We start from the raw sequence: 17,065 nt of genomic DNA, 5'->3' as shown, positions 1-17,065 counted from the left end.
GAACGAACGGCGCATCCGCGGCGTTTGTGCATCGTGGCCCCCGTCGGCCATGACCGGAGGGGGACATCTTCATGCAAGATCCGGAAGAGCGCCATTCTCTGCGCTTTGGCGGCACGTCGGGTCCTTCCAGTGCCCGCTTCGCCAACTGGGCCGTCATCGGCATCTTTCTGATCCTTGCGTTCGCGGCGATCGCCTCGGCCCGGGATTTCCTGATGCCGGTCACGATGGCCATCCTGCTGTTCTTCGTCTTCACGCCGTCGCGCCGCTTTGCGCGGCGTCTTGGCATCCCCGACGCGCTGACGGCGGCGGGGGTGACGCTGACGATCCTCGCGCTTGTGGCGGTCCTGGCCTACGCCGCCAGCGGTCCCCTCAACCGGGCGGCCGAGAACATCCCGACGATCCGTTTTCAGCTTGAGCAGAAGCTCGATCGGGTCCGGGAATCGATGCGGGATATCCAGCAGGCCGCCGAGCAGATCGATGAGGCCCAGAATGTTGAGGACGAGGACGGCGCATCGGCCGCGACCATCAAGGTCGAGGAAGAAAGCGAATCGACCATGGAGACCGTGGTCAAGTTGACGCCACAACTGATGGGCCAGGTGCTGTTCACGCTGATACTGATGTTCTTCATGATCGCTTCGGGGGACATGCTTTACCTGAAGATCGTGCAAAGCTTCGACAGCATGGGCGAGAAACGCAGCGCCTATCTGGCCCTGCGCGAGATCGAGGATTCCCTCGGCAGCTATCTGGGCGCCATCACGATCATCAATGCCTGCCTGGGGCTGGCCATCGGGCTTGCGATGTGGGCGTGGGGGATGCCGGGTCCGGTGCTGTTCGGAGTGGGCGCCTTCGCTCTGAACTTCATCCCCTATCTGGGGGCGATCGCGGGCGTCGTGATCGCGGCCGTGGTCGCGCTGGTCGCCCTGCCGGGACTGTTCTGGCCAGCCATGGTCGCCTCCACCTATCTGGCGCTGACCGCGCTGGAAGGTCAGCTCATCACGCCCTATTTCGTCTCGCGCCGGTTGCAGCTGAACACGGTGGTGGTGTTTCTCGCCGTGGCTCTGTGGGCCTGGCTGTGGTCGGTGCTCGGCATGGTGATCGCAGTGCCGGTGCTGGTTGTTCTGCGGGTGCTGTCCGAAAACATCCCGGGATGGGAAAAGTTCGGCAATTTCCTCGCCGCAGGCAGGCCTCCGGCGCTTCAGGCAAGCGAGGAGAGCGGGAACGGAGATCCTGGGGACGACGAGGCAGAAGAGGCCCGCGATCTGGTCGAGGCCGGCGCCGGTGCCGAGGACGAACCGTCCGCACGCAAGGCGACCAGGCCCTTCGTGCCGGACGGCTGAATCGGGTCGGCTGTCGCGGTCACCGCAACGCCCTGTGAGGCGAACGATCCCGAACGGGCCGGAAAGCCATGTTCCCGCTGCTTCCAGGCGTTCCGGCGGCCGGGTCCACAGCGATCAGCGCCGCGAGAGTTTCCTCTCGATATATTCGCGCAGTTCCTCGACTTCGGTGCGGCTTTCGCGCAATCCGTCCATGGCGGCCTGCAACTCGGCCTCGGCGCCGGCCAGACGGCTGGCCAGATCGGCCTCGCGCTCTTCAAGCTGAGCGACCGCCGTATCGCGGGCTTCCTCGGCCATGTGCAGTTGCTGGGCCATCTTGTCCAGTTCGGTCATGCCCGATCGGGTCTGGCGCGTCAGGCGATGAACCACCCAACTGGCCATCCAGCCAAGGACGAAGGCGGCAAACAGGATGATCGCGGTGACGGTGATGAATTCGGTGCGGTTCATTCGGTGCCGGGTGTGCCTTCTGCCTCGACCGCGTCAGGTGCCGTTTCGGGACGTTGCGCGGGCCGCGGCGTGTTGTCGTCAGGGGTTTGCACTGGCAGCCTAATGTTTTCCTCGCGCGCGTCCAGACTCTCGAACTCCTCGCTGACCCCCACCGTGGCGGGCGTCGCGCCCGCGCCAGTGGTGATCCGGGGCAGATGCGGGCCCTCGGCCTCGCCACGGTCTTGCCCGGCAGTCGACTCGGCGGCAGGAACCGGTGCCTTGGGGGCCGCGGGATCGGCTGGCCTCGTCACACCCGACAGGTTGATCGGCGCGGGCAGCGGTGCGGTGTGTACCGGTCGCTCGGAGAGCAGCCGGAATTCGATGCGCCGGTTTTCCTCGCGGCCTTCGTCGGTCTCGTTGCTGGCGATCGGCTGGCTTTCGCCATAGCCGCGCGAAGTCATGTTCGTGGTGTCGATCCCGGCTTCGGCCATCGCCGCGACCAGCGCCTGGGCGCGGGCACGCGACAGATCGGCGTTGAATCCTTCCGAACCCTGGGAATCGGTATGCCCGCCCGCCTCCATCTGGAAATCCCCGCAATCCGCCATCACCTCGGCCATGCGGGCCAGGGTCGCGGCGGGATCGCCGGCGATCGCGGATTTGTTCGGTTCGAAGCCGATCTCGGATTCCGACATGATGATGTTCAGCAGACGCACGCATTCCTGACCATCGGGCAGGGCCAGCGCCGGGTCCAGCCGCCGGTCATAGCGGATCGACAGGTCGTAGCGCGCGCCCGGCCCCAGGCGATGTGCCAGAGCGGCGGCAGTGCGTTCGGTCGCGTCCGGATCGCCCGAAGTGCCCGACAGGGTTATGAGTTCCGGCGTCACCTCCACGGTCCCGCTGGACAGGCTGTCCATTGCCTCCAGCGCCGCGATGACCCTGACGGTCCATCCGCCAGGCACCTCGCTGTCGCTGCGCAGACTGCTCTGGACATCTGAAAAGCGTGACCGCGCGATGCTGTCCACGGCCTCGCGCATGCGGGGATCGGCAATCCTTCCGCGCATGGACAGGCTGCGTTGGCCGGACAGCGAGGCGACGAACCGGGCGGGGCCCTGATCGGCCTGCTGAGCCTGTTCGCGCCGGGCCTGCAGCGAGAACACCTGCGGAAGCTGCTGTTCAAGACGTCCCGCCACCTCGTCGAACAGCGCCTGATCGACGGATGCGGGCGCGGTCAGCGCGATATCCGCGTCCGAGATGGTCACCGCCCCGCGCCCCAGCGCCGCGACTGCCTCGATGGCGGGAACCGCGGCATCGGCCCATTGTCTGCTTGGCGCGCCCAGCCCCAGCGTGCAACCCGGCTTTCCGCCCACCCCCGCCTTCACCGCGGCGTCCAGGATCCGCGCCTGGCCGGTCTCGTTGTCGGCGGCGCAGGCGTCGAAGCGCGCGCCTTCCTCATCGATCAGGAAGCGCAGGGTGAAGGGCGCGATCACCGGTCGGGGCGCCGAGATCTGCGTTGTCAGCCTGATCCCGTCGGGCAGCGCGCGCTTGAGCGCGGTCTCCAGGCGGCCCTTTTCCGCCCGGCTGTCGGTGATCGCAGCCACCTGCACATGTCCCGCCGCGACCGAGATCTTGGCCCGCGACGCCATCTGCGCGGCCCGCAATCCGAAAGCCATGGCGTCCTGCCAATCATCGGGCATCGGGTAATCGGCGCTTTCCAGAAGATCCGTGACCCTGGCTGCGGCGGTCTCGCTTTTCAGCGCCCGGACAAGGCCGGCCCGATCGGTCGAGGCGGGCACCAGCCCGATCAGCGAGATGCCGTCGCGGTCGCGCAGCATCTCGACCTTGAACTCGGGCGGCGTCAGCGCCGCGATCGAGGCGACCGTCATCTTGTCGATCACGCGGGTCGCATCCACCGCTGTCGCGGCCTGGGTCACGGCGCGAAACCGTTCGACCTCGCTCGGGGCGGTGCCTGACAGATGCACCTGCAAGCCGTCGGTGCTGACTTCGACCCAGTCCTGTCCCGCGGTCGTCAGGGCCAGCCGCACATCCTCGTGGGAACGCTGTTCGATGAACCGCGCGGCGGATTGCGCCCCCCACCAGCACAGCACGCCGAAGCCGATCAGCACGACAAGGGTGGCAAGCGAGGTCGAGATGGGGCTGCGGGACGATGCCATTCGGTCCGACTCTGGGCTGTTGCAAGCTGAAATGGTCTAGCCGCGCGACGCCTGCTGCGCAATCATGCCAGCCCGGCCATGGCAAGAAACAGCGCGAGGATCAGCCCCGCATCGCGGTTCGACCTGAACAGGCGCAAGCATATATCATCCTGATCAGGCTGAAATCTTTGCAGCTGCCAGATAAGGTGCGCGGCGAATCCCGCCAGCCCGATCCAGCCTATCAACAGATTGCGACCGGTCAGCAGGATGGCGACCGCCATCAACAGGATCGCCAGTGCCGCAAAGCCCGCAAGGATGCGCGGGCTCTTGTCGCCGAACAACAGGGCGGTGGATTTCACCCCGATCAACGCATCGTCCTCGGCATCCTGATGGGCATAGATCGTGTCGTAGAAGATCGTCCAGGCGATCCCCGCCAGCCACGCCACGACCGGCGCGGCATCGACCCGGCCCATATGCGCGGCATAGGCCAGCATGACTCCCCAGTTGAACGCCAGGCCCAGAAAGATCTGCGGCCACCACGTGAACCGCTTCGCGAAGGGATAGATTGCCACCAGCAGCAGCGACAGCACACCCATCCAGATCGCCGCGCGCCCCAGCGTCAACAGGATCACGAACCCCACCAGCCCCTGCGCCAGCAACCACAGATAGGCGCCGCGCAGGCTGATCCGGCCCGACGGCAGCGGCCGCGACCGCGTGCGGGCCACCTGCGCGTCGATCTTGCGGTCGGTGATGTCGTTCCAGGTGCATCCCGCGCCGCGCATCACGAAGGCACCGGCCGCACAGGCGATCACGATCCACAGGTCGAACCCGCGCGGAGCGTCCGCCATCATCGCCAGGCCGACGCCCCACCAGCAGGGCAGCAGCAGCAACCATGTGCCGATCGGTCGATCGGCCCGTGACAGGTGCAGCCAGGGTCGCCAGCCATGGGGGGCATAGCGGTCCACCCAGTTGCCCCTGGGGGCGTCAATGACGGTGTCTGGCCTTTCGGTCTGGCTTTGCATAGCGTCTTGCCCATCATGTCGAAGATCAGATTGTTCATAGATCACCCCCTGGCCGCGGGACAACCCGTGCCGCTGGAGCCCGCGCAGGCCCATTACCTTTCTGGCGTGATGCGGCTGCGGGCGGGCGACACGCTGGCGGTGTTCAACGGCCGTGACGGCGAATGGTCGGCGCGTATCACCGAGGCCGGCAAGCGCGGCGGCACGCTTCAAACGCTGGAGCAGACCGCGCCGCAACGCGATCCGCCCGACCTGTGGCTGCTGTTCGCTCCGATCAAGAAGGCCCGCACCGATTTCATCGTCGAGAAGGCCGCCGAGTTGGGCGCATCGCGCATCCTGCCGGTGCAGACCGACTTCACCAACTCGGAACGGATCCGACAGGATCGCCTGCAAGCCCACGCCATCGAGGCCGCCGAACAATGCGGTGGCACCCATGTCCCCGGTGTCGGCGAACTTCAGCCGCTTTCGCGGCTGCTGGAGGGTTGGGATCCCGCGCGCCGGCTCCTGTGGGCCGACGAGGCCCTTGCCGGTCCCGCGCGCACACTGGGCGGGCTCTCTGCCGGTGCCTGGGCGATCCTGATCGGACCGGAGGGCGGGTTCTCGGATCCCGAACGCCGGCGCCTGACGGCGCTGGACTTCGTGACGCCGATCAGCCTCGGGCCGCGCATCCTGCGGGCCGACACTGCCGCGGTCGCGGCCCTTGCGCTGTGGCAGGCGGCCCTGGGTGACTGGCAGGATCCGGCAGGGTCCGGTTAGCGCGCACGACCCCCATGCGACCCGACTTGCGCGGCACGTTCGCCGGTATCCTCATGCGCGCAGCGCATGCCGGCCTTGTCGGTTTGGCTATGGTTCCGGCTCGTTGCGCACCATACATGACTGGCATTCGAAACCCGCCCGTGAATCGGGCAAACCGAACACAGGTGATATGATGTCCGCCATTGAAACGAACTGCGGCATTTCGGCCAATGGTCTTGGCAGCGTCGTCGCAAGCCTCGCTTCGCGGATCTCGTCCTGGCAGGACAGCCGCAAGACCCGGCGCGAGCTGGGTGCGCTGTCGGACCGCGAACTGGACGATATCGGTCTTTGCCGCGGCGATATCGAACGAATCGCACGCAGCGTCTGAGCCCTTCACGACAGAGCGAACGAACCCCTGCGCTCGGATGCGGGGGTTTTTTCATGCGCAGGCCGGGCTCTGCGAGCGTTCAGCCCTGCCGGGTCAATGTCAGCGTGACCCATTCCCCCAGATCGTCGCGTCGGTCCAGAGCAAAGCCCGCAGCCTCGTAGGCCTGGACCACTTCCTGTGCCTGGTCGGACAGGATGCCCGACAGGATGACCTTGCCGCCGCTTCCGACATGGCGGGCCATCTCGGGCGACAGGTCGATCAGCGGCTGCTTGAGGATATTGGCCAGCACCAGGTCGAACGGCGCGGCCTGCTCCAGCGTCGGATGATCGAGGCCGGTGGCCTCGATGCAGACCACCCGCCCGTCCAGGCCGTTCGCGATGACATTCGCCGCCGCCGTGTCCACCGCCATGCGGTCCATGTCGCTGGCCAGCACGGTGACCGGCCACAGCCGCGCCGCCCCCATCGCCAGCACCGCCGTGCCGCAGCCGATATCGGCGATCCGGTGCGGCTTGAAACCCTCGGTCGCCAGCCGGTCGATCGCCTCGAGGCAGCCCTTGGTGGTGCCATGATGGCCGGTTCCGAAGGCCATTGCCGCCTCGATGCACAACGCCTCGACGCCTTCGGGAACGCGGTCGGCGTCGTGGCTGCCATGGACGAAGAACCGGCCGGCCGTGACCGGCGTCAGTTCGCGCCGGACATGGGCGACCCAATCCACCTCGGGCAGTTCCGAGATCACGAAAGGCTCTGCCCCCCACGCGGCCGCCAGAAGAGCCAGCCCGACCGCGTCGGGCTTTTCCTCGAAATAGGCGCCGACCTCCCACCGCTCGGACCCGTCCTCGATCTCGAACACGCCCGTGCCGACCGGCTCGGGGGTCAGGCCCTCGCAGGCCTCGGCAAGGTCCTCGGCAGGTTCACGGCCGGGAAGATGCGTCAGTGCGGTGAAGGTTGGCATCAGATCGGGTCCGGATTGGGCATGGACGCCTCTACCCCGGTGCCTTTCAGCCCGCAATGACCGTCGGGGTGCTTTTCCAGATATTGCTGATGCTCGGCATGGGCAGGCCAGAACGGTGCCTTGTCGATGATCTGGGTGGTGATCTTGCCGAAGCCCTCGACCGCCAGGCGGTTGCCATAGTCGATCTTCGACGCCTCGGCGGCGGCCCGCTGGCTGTCGCTGAAGGTCATGATCAGGCTGCGATACTGGCTGCCCACATCGTCGCCCTGCCGATCGCCCTGGGTCGGGTCGTGGTTTTCCCAGAACAGCTGCAACAACTGCTCATAGCTGATCAGTGACCTGTCATAGACCACCCGCACGACCTCGGCGTGGCCGGTGTCGCCACCGCAGACCTGATCGTAGCTGGGATTTTCGGTCGTGCCGCCCGCAAAGCCGACCTCGGTCAGCCAGATTCCGGGCTGCTGCCAGAACAGCCGCTCGGGCCCCCAGTAGCAGCCCATGCCGAAGATCGCCTGGTCGTAGCCCTGCGGCGCGGGCGCATCCATCGGTCGATCGAAGATTGCATGTGTGGTCATCTTGCCATCCTTTTTGTCATCAGCATCAAACGCATGTCGCCCCGGCTTGGTTCGCCTTGCGGTCGCGGCTTTCCCGCGTCATCGTGCGGTTGGCCATCTCATCGTGCGAGGCAAGAGCATGGACCTGCGTACCCTGCTGACCGATATATCCGAGCGGATCGGAGATTTGACAACAGCGATGCTGGTCGGATTGCTGGTCGGCGCGGTGTTCGGTTTCGCGGCGCAGCGATCCGCGTTCTGTCTGCGCTCGGCCGCGGTCGAGTTCTCGCGCGGGATCCTGGGCCGATCGCTGGCGATCTGGTTGCTGACCTTCTCGACCGCGATGGTCTGGGTGCAGGCGGCTGCGATGGCGGGGATGTTCCGTCCCGATACGGCGCGAATCATGGCGGTCACGGGCAGTTGGTCCGGCGCGATCATCGGCGGGCTGCTGTTCGGCATCGGCATGGTCATGGCGCGCGGATGTTCGGGGCGGCTGCTGGTGCTGGCCGGGACCGGCAATCTGCGGGCGCTGACGGCGGGCATGGTCTTTGCACTGACGGCGCAGCTGACGCTTTCGGGGGCCCTTTCGCCGGTGCGGCAGGCGATCGCCGCGATGTGGATCACGCCGGGCGGACGCAACATCAATCTTCTCAACGCGGCCGGGCTGCCGCAATGGGCGGGGCTGCTGATCGGTCTTGGCTTCTCGGTGGTGGCGATCGGGCTGGCTGCGCGTGCCCGGACTGGCGTGCGGGTGCTGGTCTGGGCCTGCGGGGTGGGCTTTGCCGTCGCGCTTGGCTGGGTGCTGACCTTCTCGCTGTCGCAGATCGCCTTCGAGCCGGTCTCGGTCTCTTCGGCGACATTTGCCGGGCCGTCGGCGCAGGTGGTGATGGCGCTGCTGACCACCGGTGATGACATGAGTTTCGACATCGGCCTGATCCCCGGCGTGTTCCTGGGCGCGTTCCTGGGCGCGCTTGCGGGGCGCGAGCTGAAATGGGAATCCTATCACGACGCGCCGCAGATGCTGCGCTCGATGGCTGGCGGCGCCTTGATGGGGTTCGGCGGAATGCTGGCGGGCGGCTGCGCGATCGGCGCGGGACTCACCGGCACATCGGTCTTCAACGCGACATTGTGGCTGGCGGCGGTGATGTTCTTCGTCGGGGCCTGGATCGGGGACCGGATCTTCGATCGCAAGGCCGCCCAGGCCGAAGCGCCCGTCCTCGTCCAGCGCTAGGGCCTCAGCCACGCGGATGGGCGGCGCGATAGACGGCCATCAGATGCGCGTCGTCCACGCCTGTATAGACCTGGGTGGTCGACAGGCTGGCATGGCCCAGCAACTCCTGGATGGTCCGCAGATCGCCGCCAGCCGCCAGCAGATGGGTGGCAAAGGAATGCCGCAGCGCATGGGGCGTCGCGGTCGGGGGCAACCCCAGAGCGGCGCGCGCCCGTCGCAGCGCCGCGGCGATCTGGCCGGAACCAAGCCGGCTGCCCCGGACCCCGCGAAACAGCGGCTGATCGGGCGCCAGCCGCCACGGACACAGGCGCAGATAGGTGCCGACCGCCGCGCGCGCCACCGGCAGCACCGGCACCTGGCGTTCCTTGCCGCCCTTGCCGCCGATGGTCAGAGCCTCGCGGAAGGGCCAGTCCGCGCCGTCCAGCGCCAGCGCTTCGGAAATCCGCAACCCGCAGCCCCAGAGCAGCGTCGTGACCGCCACATCCCGCGCCGCGACCCAGGGCGTGTCGTGGCCGGCAGCGATCATGTCCAGCGCCCCTTGCGCTTGGGCAGGGGTCAGCGGGCGGGGCAGGGAGCGTGCGTATTTCGGGCTGCGCGCGGCCAGCGCGGCGCTGAGGTCATGGCCCTCGCGATCCGACAGCCAGCGCAGGAAGCTGCGGACCGCCGATTGCCGCCGCGCCAGCGAGCGCGCGCCCAGACCCCGCGCCCGTTCCGATGCGGCAAAGGCGCGCATGTCGCCCTGGCGCAGGCCGGCCAGTGATTTCGGGGTTGCGGGCGCGCCGTGATGGCCGCCCAGAAACGCCAGAAACGCCAGCAAATCGGCGCGATAAGCGGTAATCGTGTGGACCGACCGGTCGCGTGTCGCGGCCTCGATGTCCAGCCAGCGGGCCAGCGCATCCGCCGTGGCGGGCGCCAGCGCCAGCGGGCCGGGCTGGCTCATGCGCGCAGGCGGGCCAGCAGCACCAGCCGGAACACCTGCCCGAAGAACCGCAGCAGATCGGTGCCGTGGGCGGGCATGAAGCGCTGCGCGTCGGCGCTGCCCATGACCAGCAGCGCGCGCGGATGGCGCGCGCCCAGATCCAACGGCAGCAGCGCCTCGGAGGCGACCGCCCGGCCGTGGATCGGGTGGGTGATCGGCGAGGCCGGACGCAGCACGATGTCGTTGCCGCGCGGCGCGCGCCGGCCCGCATTGATCACGCGCCCGATCGCGCCTTCGGGCGCGACGACCACGTCCTCGGGCAGGTTCGGGATGATCGGATCGGCCTCGACAACCAGCCGCAGCGTCTCGATCCGCAACAGCGGCGCGATCTCGGCCTGCAGGCTGTCGATGAAATCCGTCAGGTCGGCCGATTCCAGCAGTCCGATCACCGCGCGATGCACGACCGCCATGCCCGACTGGTTGTCGTAGGCGGCGGCGATCACGCTTTCATGCTGGCCTTCCAGACGGTCCAGCCGGGTTTCCAGCGCCTCCATCGCGCGGCCGCGAATGTCGATGACATTGTCGCCGATCTCGGCCTCGCGCGCGGCGACCAGCGCCCGCATCAGGTCGCGATCCGCCAGGATCACGCCGGGATCGGCCAGCAACCTGTCGCGCGTTTCCGGGTCCAGTCCCGCATCCTGATCCAGTTCCACCGTCATCCTGCCTCTTTCCGCCGCCTCTGCGGCCCTGTTCAGCCGATCTTCTGACCGGTCTTCGCCCAATCCGCAGTGAACTGCTCAAGACCCTTGTCCGTCAAGACATGCTTGGCCATCGACTTGATGACGCCCGGCGGCGCGGTGATCACGTCGGTGCCGATCTTGCCCACTTCGATGATGTGGTTCACGGTCCGGATCGAAGCGGCCAGGATCTGCGTCTCGTAGCCGTAATTGTCATAGATCTCGCGGATGTCGGCGATCAGGTCCACGCCGTCCATGTGGATGTCGTCCAGCCGGCCGATGAAGGGGCTGATGAAGGTCGCGCCCGCCTTGGCGGCCAGGATCGCCTGAGCGGCCGAGAAACACAGCGTCACATTGACCATGTGGCCATCATCCGAAAGCGCGCGACAGGCCTTGAGCCCGTCCCAGGTCAGCGGCACCTTGACGGCGATGTTGTCGGCGATCTTGGCCAGGTGCTTGCCCTCGCGGATCATGTCCTCGGCCTTTTCGGCCACCACCTCGGCGCTGACCGGCCCGCTGACCATGCCGCAGATTTCGCGCGTGACGTCCTCGATGTCGCGCCCGGCCTTCAGGATCAGCGACGGGTTGGTGGTCACGCCATCGACCATTCCCAACTCGTTCAGTTCACGGATCGCATCCACATCGGCGGTATCAACGAAGAATTTCATGGCCTGGCTCCTCTAGGACGGTTTCGCTGGGGTGATAGCGCAAAAGGTGCCCCCCGGGAAGAGCCAAGCCCGGCCGCGGCCGGGAGCTTTCGGGTCTTGCAGGCGCAAGCTGCGCACAGGCCGGCAGGGCGAAAGGACAGCAGCCGAAGCCTGCGCCGATTCCGGACTTCATCCCGCCGGGGCAGGTGGTCACCCGGCCGGGCCTGCCGGTGATTCGGTCCGGCTGGGTCAGGACCGAGACGGGCCCGGAGATCCTTGCGGTCATCGCCGGAAGAGACTGCCGGATTGATCCAGAGGAGGATGTTGAACCTGATGTCATGGCTGGTCGGGTCGCCCGAGTTGTCGAACCGGCGCAAGCTGAAGCTGCCCGCCGGATCGCGGGCATCCTGATCGGCGATGCCATGCGGCGTTGCATCGCAGTTGTCCACGCCCGGGTCGTGATGCCGCTGGATAGCGGAGGGCGCCAGGGTTTCGCCCGGTTCGACGGTGACATGGGGAGGCGCCTTCTTGATCCCGGTATCGGCGCTGCCCGGGAAGATCGCCGGCTTGCCGCTGCCCTTTTTCAGCGCCAGCCGCCTTGTTCCCCCAAAGCGCGAGGCCGGGCGGGACGGAAAGATCCGCTGCGGCAGGGCAGGGGCCTTGCAACCGCAGTCCGCGCACGTCTTTATCGCGGCCGATGCGTGATCTGCCCGCCTTCTTCCCCGCCCGCGCCCGGATCGCCGTCCTGACGGCCGAACCGGTGGGCCTTCTGGACTATCTGGCCCCCGAAGGCGGCGTCCGCCAGGGTCAGCTTGTGCTGGTGCCGCTGGGGCCGCGCCGGGTGCTGGGCCTGGTCTGGGGCGAGGGCGCCGGCGATTTCGACCTGTCCAAGCTGCGGCCGGTGGCAAAGGTTCTGGAGGCTCAGCCCTTCGCGCCGGGTTTTCTCGATTTCCTCACCCGCGCCGCCGACTATACCCTGACGCCGCCGCCCCTGATGCTGCGGATGGCGACCCGCGCGCCGGATCTGGACCAGCCGCCCGCCGCCCGCCGGGTGATCGTGCCGGGCAGCGCCGCCCCCCGCCGCATGACCGAGGCCCGCCAGCGCGTCATGGACGTGATCGCCACGCATGGCGGCGCCAGCTTCGCGCCCTCGGAACTGGCGCAACTGGCCGGTGCCGGCACGTCGGTCGTCAAGGGACTGGTCGCGCAAGGCGCCCTGGCCGAAATCGAGGCCCCGCGCGACCGGCCCTATCCGCGCCTTGACCCGACCCTGCCGGGCAAGCCGCTGGCCGCCGACCAGCAATCCGCGGCCGACACGCTGCGCAGCGCGATCCGGGCGGGCGGCTATGGCACCACGCTGCTGCGCGGGGTCACCGGATCGGGCAAGACCGAGGTCTATCTGGAGGCCGTCGCCGAGTGTCTGGCGCAGGGCCGTCAGGCGCTGGTGCTGCTGCCCGAGATCGCTCTGTCGGCGGAATTCCTGGACCGGGTCGAGGCCCGCTTCGGCGCCCGTCCCGGCGAATGGCACAGCGGCATCACCCGCTCCGAGCGCCGCCGGCTCTGGCATATGGCAGGGCGCGGCGAGGTCGGGCTGGTCGTGGGCGCGCGGTCCGCCCTGTTCCTGCCGTTCCGCGACCTGGGACTGATCGTCGTCGACGAGGAACATGACAGCAGCTACAAGCAGGAGGATGTGGTTTATTACAGTGCCCGCGACATGGCGGTGCTGCGCGCGTCGATCAACGGGGCGCAGGTGGTTCTGGCCTCGGCAACGCCCAGCCTTGAGAGCTGGGTGAACGCGGCCAGCGGCAAATACACGCGGCTGGACCTGCGGTCCCGCTATGGCGAGGCCGAACTGCCCGACATGGCGGCCATCGACCTGCGCGCCGAGGACATGCCGACAGGCCGCTGGATCTCGGCCACGCTCGAGGCCGCGATGCGGGCACGGCTGGCGCGTGGGGAACAGTCGCTGCTCTTCCTCAATCGCCGCGGCTTCGCGCCGGTCACCGTCTGCCGGGCCTGCGGCGAGCAGATCGGCTGCCACCAATGCGACGCGCGCATGGTCGAACACCGCTTCCAGAACCGGCTTGTCTGCCATCAATGCGGCGAGACGCGACCGATCCCCGGCGCCTGCCCCTCGTGCGGGGTCGAAGGCAAGCTCGCCCCGATCGGACCCGGCGTCGAACGCATCGCCGAAGAGGTCGCGGCGCGGTTTCCCGACGCCAGGGCCACGGTGCTGTCATCCGACCTGTTCCATTCGGCTCGCGCGCTCAAGGAAACCATCGCCGAAATCGCCAAGGGTGACACCGACATCATCATCGGCACCCAGATCGTCGCCAAGGGCCACAACTTTCCGCGCCTCACGCTGGTCGGCGTGATCGACGCCGATCTGGGCCTGCAGGGCGCGGATCTGCGCGCGGCCGAGCGCAGCTTTCAACTGATGCGGCAGGTCGCCGGCCGGGCGGGGCGGCAATCGGGTCAGGCCGCCGGCGTGGCGCTGTTGCAGACCCACCAGCCCGACCATCCGGTGATCCGCGCGATCCTGTCGGGTCAGGACGAGGCGTTCTGGGACGCCGAGGCGGCCGCCCGACAGGCCACCGGCATGCCGCCCTTCGGTCGGCTGGCGGGCATCATCCTGGCGCATCCCGATCTGGCGGTGGTCAGTGATTTCGCCCGCCATCTGGCCGCCCATGCCGCCCCGCTGCGCGATGCGGGGGCCGAGCTTTGGGGTCCGGCGCCGGCCCCCATCGCGCGCATTCGCGGCCGCCACCGGATGCGGATGCTGATCCACGCCCCGCGACAGGCCCCCTTGCAGGCGGCCATCGCCGACTGGCTGTCGCCGCACAAGCCGCCTGCGAATCTGCGGTTGGCGGTGGATATCGACCCGCAAAGCTTTCTGTGATCGGCTGTGCCGTGGCGCGACAGCGCGTCAGTTCCGCAAGACGATGCAGCGCCCTCCGACCCGCTTCAGCAGCAGGCAGAACTCCGTCGCCTCGGTCTTGCTGTCATAGCCGACCTGCGCCGTATAGACGGCACGCGGCATACCGGACAGCTTCTTGCGGACATAGCCGACGCGCTTGCCTTCAAGGATCGGGCGAAGGCTGCGGTTCAGCCGCGCCACCTGCTGCGCCGCGCCGGGCTGGCTGGGATGGCTGGCCACGATGACGCCCCACGGAAACACCCGCGGCTGCACGTTGAACTCGCGAAGGCTGCGATTGCCGGCCATCTCCTCGCAGGCGGGCCGGAACGCCTTGTCCGGGTCCAGCGCCAGCCGCAGATCCCGGGCCGCGGGCGGATTGTCGCGCCAGCGCAGGGCGTCGAAACCGGTGATCGCCTCGACATAATCCTGCGTCTCGTAGGGCAGGGTGGTCTGCCGGGCGATAAAGCGCGCCGCGCGGTTCTCGCCGCCGTTATAGGCGATCGCCGCCAGTCCCATATTGCCGAACATGTCGCGGAGGTGGCGCAGATACCAGGCCGCCTTGTGGATGGCGAGAGCGGGATTGAACGGATCGTGCAGATCGTAAAGATCGGCCGTCCCCGGCATGAACTGCGCGATCCCCAGCGCACCCGCAGGACTGACGGCGCCCGGCTCGAAGCGGCTTTCCTTCCACAAGAGTCTTGCAAGAAAGCCCGCATCCAGACCGCGATCTGCCGCGTTGCGTTCGATCAGCTTGCACACATCCGCGACATAGGATTCCAGCCGGATGCAGTCGCGGCCATCATCGGTGCAGCGCAGCCTGTCGCTTTGCTTTGCCGGCGGACGCCCGACGAACGCGTCGACCGCCGGATAGGCCGACGCGGACGGGGCGGTGAGGCCCGAGATCAGGCAAAGGATGACAACGAGGCGGCGCAAGACTGTCTTCTTCCGGCAAAGTTCCCAACTGGGCAGGGGGATGAAGGGCAGGCTCAGTCCGCGCTGTCCGGCTTGCGCTTGCCCTGCGATTTGGCGGGCTTGGGGGACTTGCCCTTCTTGCCGGCCTCTTGCGGTTTGGTCCCGGCCTTCCGCTCGGCTTTCCGCAGGGCCTTCTCGGCCTCGCGCGCGGCCAGCTTGGCGACCTTCCGGGCGGCGCGAACGGCCTCTTTTTCGGCCTTTCTCGCGGCCTTCCTCGCCTCTTTCTCGGCGTCCTTCTGAGCCTTCTTCGCGGCTTTCCTGACAGCTTTCCTGCGGGCCTTTTCATCCGGATCCGCCGGCTTTGGGGACGAGATCGCAGGTTTCAGGGCCGTGTCATCACCTGTCGCGGCCGGGGCGAGGGTCAGGTCCGGCTCGGACGCCGCCGCTTCGGGCTTTGTCTTCCGGACCCGGTGCGGACCGGTGCGCAGATCGGTCTTCCGGGCTTCGGCGGTCTTTCGGTCGGCAGGCGTGCGGCGGCTGCCGGCGGATGCGCGCCTGGCGGTTTTCGCGGCCGCGGGCGCGCGCTTGTCGGCCGGTTTCTCTGCCGGAACGGACGCCATCGACAGCTTGCGGCGACGGCGTTCCGCGTGGGCGCGCTTGAGGGCGGTCTCGATCAGGCTTGCCTGCGACAGACCGTCCTCGCTTGCCGCGCGGGAAGCGGTTTCGCCGGCCCTGCGCAGCCCCGCGATCAGCTTCATCAGCGCGGCGTCGTCGATCTGCGCGATGCCCGGTCGCCGGGTCGCCTCGGAAAGTGCCCGCTGCGCGGCGGTCAGAAGTTCCTTTTCGCGCCTGGCGTGGTTTGGCATATCGGCCCTCATACCCTGGTGACTGAACCCGATCGCGCCGCAGAATGCGTGAGTTGGCGGGCATTTGCAATTGAGAAGCCACCGACGCGGACGCCGGTGGCCAGCCGTTGTGCAAGCCTTCGCGCCGGCGCGCGCCGGACAGCTAGCGCAAGGGGACCGCGCTTTCGACCGGAGAGACGAAGGCCGGCTGCGCGGTGGCATACATGGCGGCGACCGGGGCACCAACGGCGGCATCCTGCGCCTGCGAGACGTCCGAGGCGGGGATCACGTAACCCTCGGGCGTTTCGATCATCGGCCCCTCGATCCGCAGGCTCTCGGCCTGACTGCGCACCTTGACGCGGCTTCCAAGCTCGGTCTCGTCGAACAGGTCCATGATGTCCTGGTTGAACAGGCGGATACAGCCGGCCGAGGTGGCCTTGCCGATCGAGGAAGGGTCCATGGTGCCGTGGATCCGGTAGTAGGTGTCGCGGCCGTTCTTGTACAGATACAGGGCGCGCGACCCCAGCGGATTATCCAGCCCGCCCGACAATCCGCCCGCGAACTGGGCGTAAAGCTCGGGTTCGGTGCGGATCATGTTCTGGGTGGGCGTCCAGCTGGGCCACTGTTTCTTGACGCTGATCACGGCGTCGCCGTTGAAGCCCTTGCCGGCACGACCCACAGCGATCCCGAACCGCATCGCCTCGCCGTTCTCCATCACGTCATAGAGGACACGGGCATACGGATCGACGACAATGGTGCCGGGCGCTTCGGGGCCGTTATAGGCCACCCGCTGACGGCGGTTGCGTTCGTTCAGATAGGCCGCCCGGACCCTGGGGATCTCGACCGGTTCGCCATTCGGGCCAATATCGGTCCGCGCCTGATAGATCGCCGGAACCGAGCCGGCGCTGAGCAGGCCGGCACCGGGCGTGACGGAGGTTGGGCCTGTGGGCGCACAGGCCGCCAGCCCAAGGGCCAGCGCCGCAAACATGGAAGCGAGGCGCAACATGACATTTCCTTTGTAGCATCGGGCGTGCCGGCAGAGACAGTCCCGTTGGCAGCGTTCAAGTTCCGGATACCATCCGCGACGGCAGGGCCGCGCATGATTCGTGCAAGGGTTCATCAGCCTGTCACATGGGCCATTCGTCAACCCTTGGGGCAGGATGACAGGTCCTGGACCGCCGCTTTGTGGCAGCCGCGCGTCAGCAATTCAACCTTGCACGAGCATGGAACAACTTAGCGTGTGTTCGGGTTGCATGGATGCATTGCGCGCATCGCGCGAAAGAATCAAGAGAGGGTGGA

The 17,065-nt window shown here is 67.7% G+C and carries 16 protein-coding genes; 5 read left to right on the top strand and 11 right to left on the bottom strand.

The annotated features are described in order from the left end of the window. Nucleotides 1-71 precede the first annotated feature (71 nt). The gene (locus tag L1965_RS08865; protein WP_235756043.1) at nt 72-1,337 is read left to right on the top strand and encodes an AI-2E family transporter; all 1,266 of its coding nucleotides are present in this window, start codon (nt 72-74) and stop codon (nt 1,335-1,337) included. A 114-nt stretch (nt 1,338-1,451) separates the two neighbouring features. Here the strand turns inward: L1965_RS08865 and L1965_RS08860 are convergent, their stop codons facing one another. From L1965_RS08860 to ubiA, 3 genes are all read right to left on the bottom strand, one after another. Further along, on the bottom strand, nt 1,452-1,781 hold the full coding sequence (locus tag L1965_RS08860; RefSeq protein WP_235756042.1) for a hypothetical protein: 330 nt from the start codon (nt 1,779-1,781) through the stop codon (nt 1,452-1,454). Further along, nucleotides 1,778-3,931, bottom strand: a complete 2,154-nt coding sequence (locus L1965_RS08855) for an OmpA family protein (protein ID WP_235756041.1) — start codon at nt 3,929-3,931, stop codon at nt 1,778-1,780. Before L1965_RS08855 ends, L1965_RS08860 begins: the two co-directional genes overlap by 4 nt. A gap of 62 nt (nt 3,932-3,993) precedes the next feature. After that, nucleotides 3,994-4,932, bottom strand: coding sequence for a 4-hydroxybenzoate octaprenyltransferase (ubiA, locus tag L1965_RS08850; RefSeq protein WP_235756040.1), 939 nt, complete (start codon nt 4,930-4,932; stop codon nt 3,994-3,996). 15 nt (nt 4,933-4,947) lie between these two features. Here ubiA and L1965_RS08845 point away from each other — a divergent pair, with 15 nt between their 5' ends. Together L1965_RS08845 and L1965_RS08840 are read left to right on the top strand one after the other, a co-directional pair. Beyond that, complete coding sequence (locus L1965_RS08845; protein WP_235756039.1) at nt 4,948-5,685, top strand: 16S rRNA (uracil(1498)-N(3))-methyltransferase; 738 nt, start codon at nt 4,948-4,950, stop codon at nt 5,683-5,685. 172 nt (nt 5,686-5,857) lie between these two features. Then, on the top strand, nt 5,858-6,052 hold the full coding sequence (locus L1965_RS08840; RefSeq protein ID WP_235756038.1) for a DUF1127 domain-containing protein: 195 nt from the start codon (nt 5,858-5,860) through the stop codon (nt 6,050-6,052). A gap of 79 nt (nt 6,053-6,131) precedes the next feature. Here L1965_RS08840 and L1965_RS08835 read toward each other — a convergent pair whose 3' ends face one another. Together L1965_RS08835 and msrA are read right to left on the bottom strand one after the other, a co-directional pair. Next, nucleotides 6,132-7,004, bottom strand: coding sequence for a 50S ribosomal protein L11 methyltransferase (locus L1965_RS08835; RefSeq protein WP_235756037.1), 873 nt, complete (start codon nt 7,002-7,004; stop codon nt 6,132-6,134). Next, nucleotides 7,004-7,579, bottom strand: a complete 576-nt coding sequence (gene msrA, locus L1965_RS08830; RefSeq protein ID WP_235756036.1) for a peptide-methionine (S)-S-oxide reductase MsrA — start codon at nt 7,577-7,579, stop codon at nt 7,004-7,006. The genes L1965_RS08835 and msrA overlap by 1 nt, the downstream gene beginning before the upstream one ends. A gap of 118 nt (nt 7,580-7,697) precedes the next feature. Here msrA and L1965_RS08825 point away from each other — a divergent pair, with 118 nt between their 5' ends. Then, nucleotides 7,698-8,789, top strand: a complete 1,092-nt coding sequence (locus L1965_RS08825; RefSeq protein ID WP_235756035.1) for a YeeE/YedE family protein — start codon at nt 7,698-7,700, stop codon at nt 8,787-8,789. A gap of 4 nt (nt 8,790-8,793) precedes the next feature. On the opposite strand, the gene L1965_RS08820 is transcribed toward L1965_RS08825, so the two are convergent. From L1965_RS08820 to fsa, 3 genes are read right to left on the bottom strand one after another with little or no spacing between them, the layout of a single operon-like run. After that, nucleotides 8,794-9,729, bottom strand: coding sequence for a tyrosine recombinase XerC (locus L1965_RS08820; RefSeq protein ID WP_235756034.1), 936 nt, complete (start codon nt 9,727-9,729; stop codon nt 8,794-8,796). Next, on the bottom strand, nt 9,726-10,427 hold the full coding sequence (locus L1965_RS08815; RefSeq protein ID WP_235756033.1) for a DUF484 family protein: 702 nt from the start codon (nt 10,425-10,427) through the stop codon (nt 9,726-9,728). Before L1965_RS08815 ends, L1965_RS08820 begins: the two co-directional genes overlap by 4 nt. Before the next feature lie 32 nt (nt 10,428-10,459). Continuing rightward, nucleotides 10,460-11,113 (bottom strand): fructose-6-phosphate aldolase, encoded by a 654-nt coding sequence (gene fsa, locus L1965_RS08810; protein WP_235756032.1) that lies wholly within the window; start codon nt 11,111-11,113, stop codon nt 10,460-10,462. 676 nt (nt 11,114-11,789) lie between these two features. On the opposite strand from fsa, the gene L1965_RS08805 reads away from it, so the two are divergent. Further along, on the top strand, nt 11,790-13,991 hold the full coding sequence (locus L1965_RS08805) for a primosomal protein N' (protein ID WP_235756031.1): 2,202 nt from the start codon (nt 11,790-11,792) through the stop codon (nt 13,989-13,991). 27 nt (nt 13,992-14,018) lie between these two features. Here the strand turns inward: L1965_RS08805 and L1965_RS08800 are convergent, their stop codons facing one another. The 3 genes from L1965_RS08800 to L1965_RS08790 form a co-directional block, all read right to left on the bottom strand. Beyond that, nucleotides 14,019-14,942 (bottom strand): lytic transglycosylase domain-containing protein, encoded by a 924-nt coding sequence (locus L1965_RS08800; RefSeq protein ID WP_235756030.1) that lies wholly within the window; start codon nt 14,940-14,942, stop codon nt 14,019-14,021. Between the two features lie 53 nt (nt 14,943-14,995). After that, nucleotides 14,996-15,787 carry a hypothetical protein gene (locus L1965_RS08795; RefSeq protein ID WP_235756029.1) on the bottom strand — a complete coding sequence of 264 codons (792 nt, stop codon included), beginning with the start codon at nt 15,785-15,787 and terminating at the stop codon, nt 14,996-14,998. A 142-nt stretch (nt 15,788-15,929) separates the two neighbouring features. After that, a complete protein-coding gene (locus L1965_RS08790; protein WP_439332066.1) occupies nt 15,930-16,772 on the bottom strand; it encodes a L,D-transpeptidase in 843 nt (280 codons plus the stop codon). Nucleotides 16,773-17,065 lie beyond the last annotated feature (293 nt).

Source organism: Paracoccus salsus, assembly GCF_021556615.1.
Classification (GTDB): domain Bacteria; phylum Pseudomonadota; class Alphaproteobacteria; order Rhodobacterales; family Rhodobacteraceae; genus Paracoccus; species Paracoccus salsus.
The sequence above is the reverse complement of the archived record's forward strand: the minus strand, read 5'-3'. Positions and strand labels throughout refer to the sequence as shown.

Excerpts from the sequence above, each read along its gene's own strand:
- L1965_RS08835 (WP_235756037.1), bottom strand. The coding sequence starts at position 7,004 with ATGCCAACCTTCACCGCACTGACGCATCTTCCCGGCCGTGAACCTGCC.
- L1965_RS08825 (WP_235756035.1), top strand. The coding sequence starts at position 7,698 with ATGGACCTGCGTACCCTGCTGACCGATATATCCGAGCGGATCGGAGAT.
- L1965_RS08820 (WP_235756034.1), bottom strand. The coding sequence starts at position 9,729 with ATGAGCCAGCCCGGCCCGCTGGCGCTGGCGCCCGCCACGGCGGATGCG.
- ubiA (WP_235756040.1), bottom strand. The coding sequence starts at position 4,932 with ATGCAAAGCCAGACCGAAAGGCCAGACACCGTCATTGACGCCCCCAGG.
- fsa (WP_235756032.1), bottom strand. The coding sequence starts at position 11,113 with ATGAAATTCTTCGTTGATACCGCCGATGTGGATGCGATCCGTGAACTG.
- L1965_RS08795 (WP_235756029.1), bottom strand. The coding sequence starts at position 15,787 with ATGCCAAACCACGCCAGGCGCGAAAAGGAACTTCTGACCGCCGCGCAG.
- L1965_RS08855 (WP_235756041.1), bottom strand. The coding sequence starts at position 3,931 with ATGGCATCGTCCCGCAGCCCCATCTCGACCTCGCTTGCCACCCTTGTC.
- L1965_RS08790 (WP_439332066.1), bottom strand. The coding sequence starts at position 16,772 with ATGTTGCGCCTCGCTTCCATGTTTGCGGCGCTGGCCCTTGGGCTGGCG.
- msrA (WP_235756036.1), bottom strand. The coding sequence starts at position 7,579 with ATGACCACACATGCAATCTTCGATCGACCGATGGATGCGCCCGCGCCG.
- L1965_RS08860 (WP_235756042.1), bottom strand. The coding sequence starts at position 1,781 with ATGAACCGCACCGAATTCATCACCGTCACCGCGATCATCCTGTTTGCC.
- L1965_RS08845 (WP_235756039.1), top strand. The coding sequence starts at position 4,948 with ATGTCGAAGATCAGATTGTTCATAGATCACCCCCTGGCCGCGGGACAA.
- L1965_RS08815 (WP_235756033.1), bottom strand. The coding sequence starts at position 10,427 with ATGACGGTGGAACTGGATCAGGATGCGGGACTGGACCCGGAAACGCGC.
- L1965_RS08840 (WP_235756038.1), top strand. The coding sequence starts at position 5,858 with ATGTCCGCCATTGAAACGAACTGCGGCATTTCGGCCAATGGTCTTGGC.
- L1965_RS08865 (WP_235756043.1), top strand. The coding sequence starts at position 72 with ATGCAAGATCCGGAAGAGCGCCATTCTCTGCGCTTTGGCGGCACGTCG.
- L1965_RS08805 (WP_235756031.1), top strand. The coding sequence starts at position 11,790 with ATGCGTGATCTGCCCGCCTTCTTCCCCGCCCGCGCCCGGATCGCCGTC.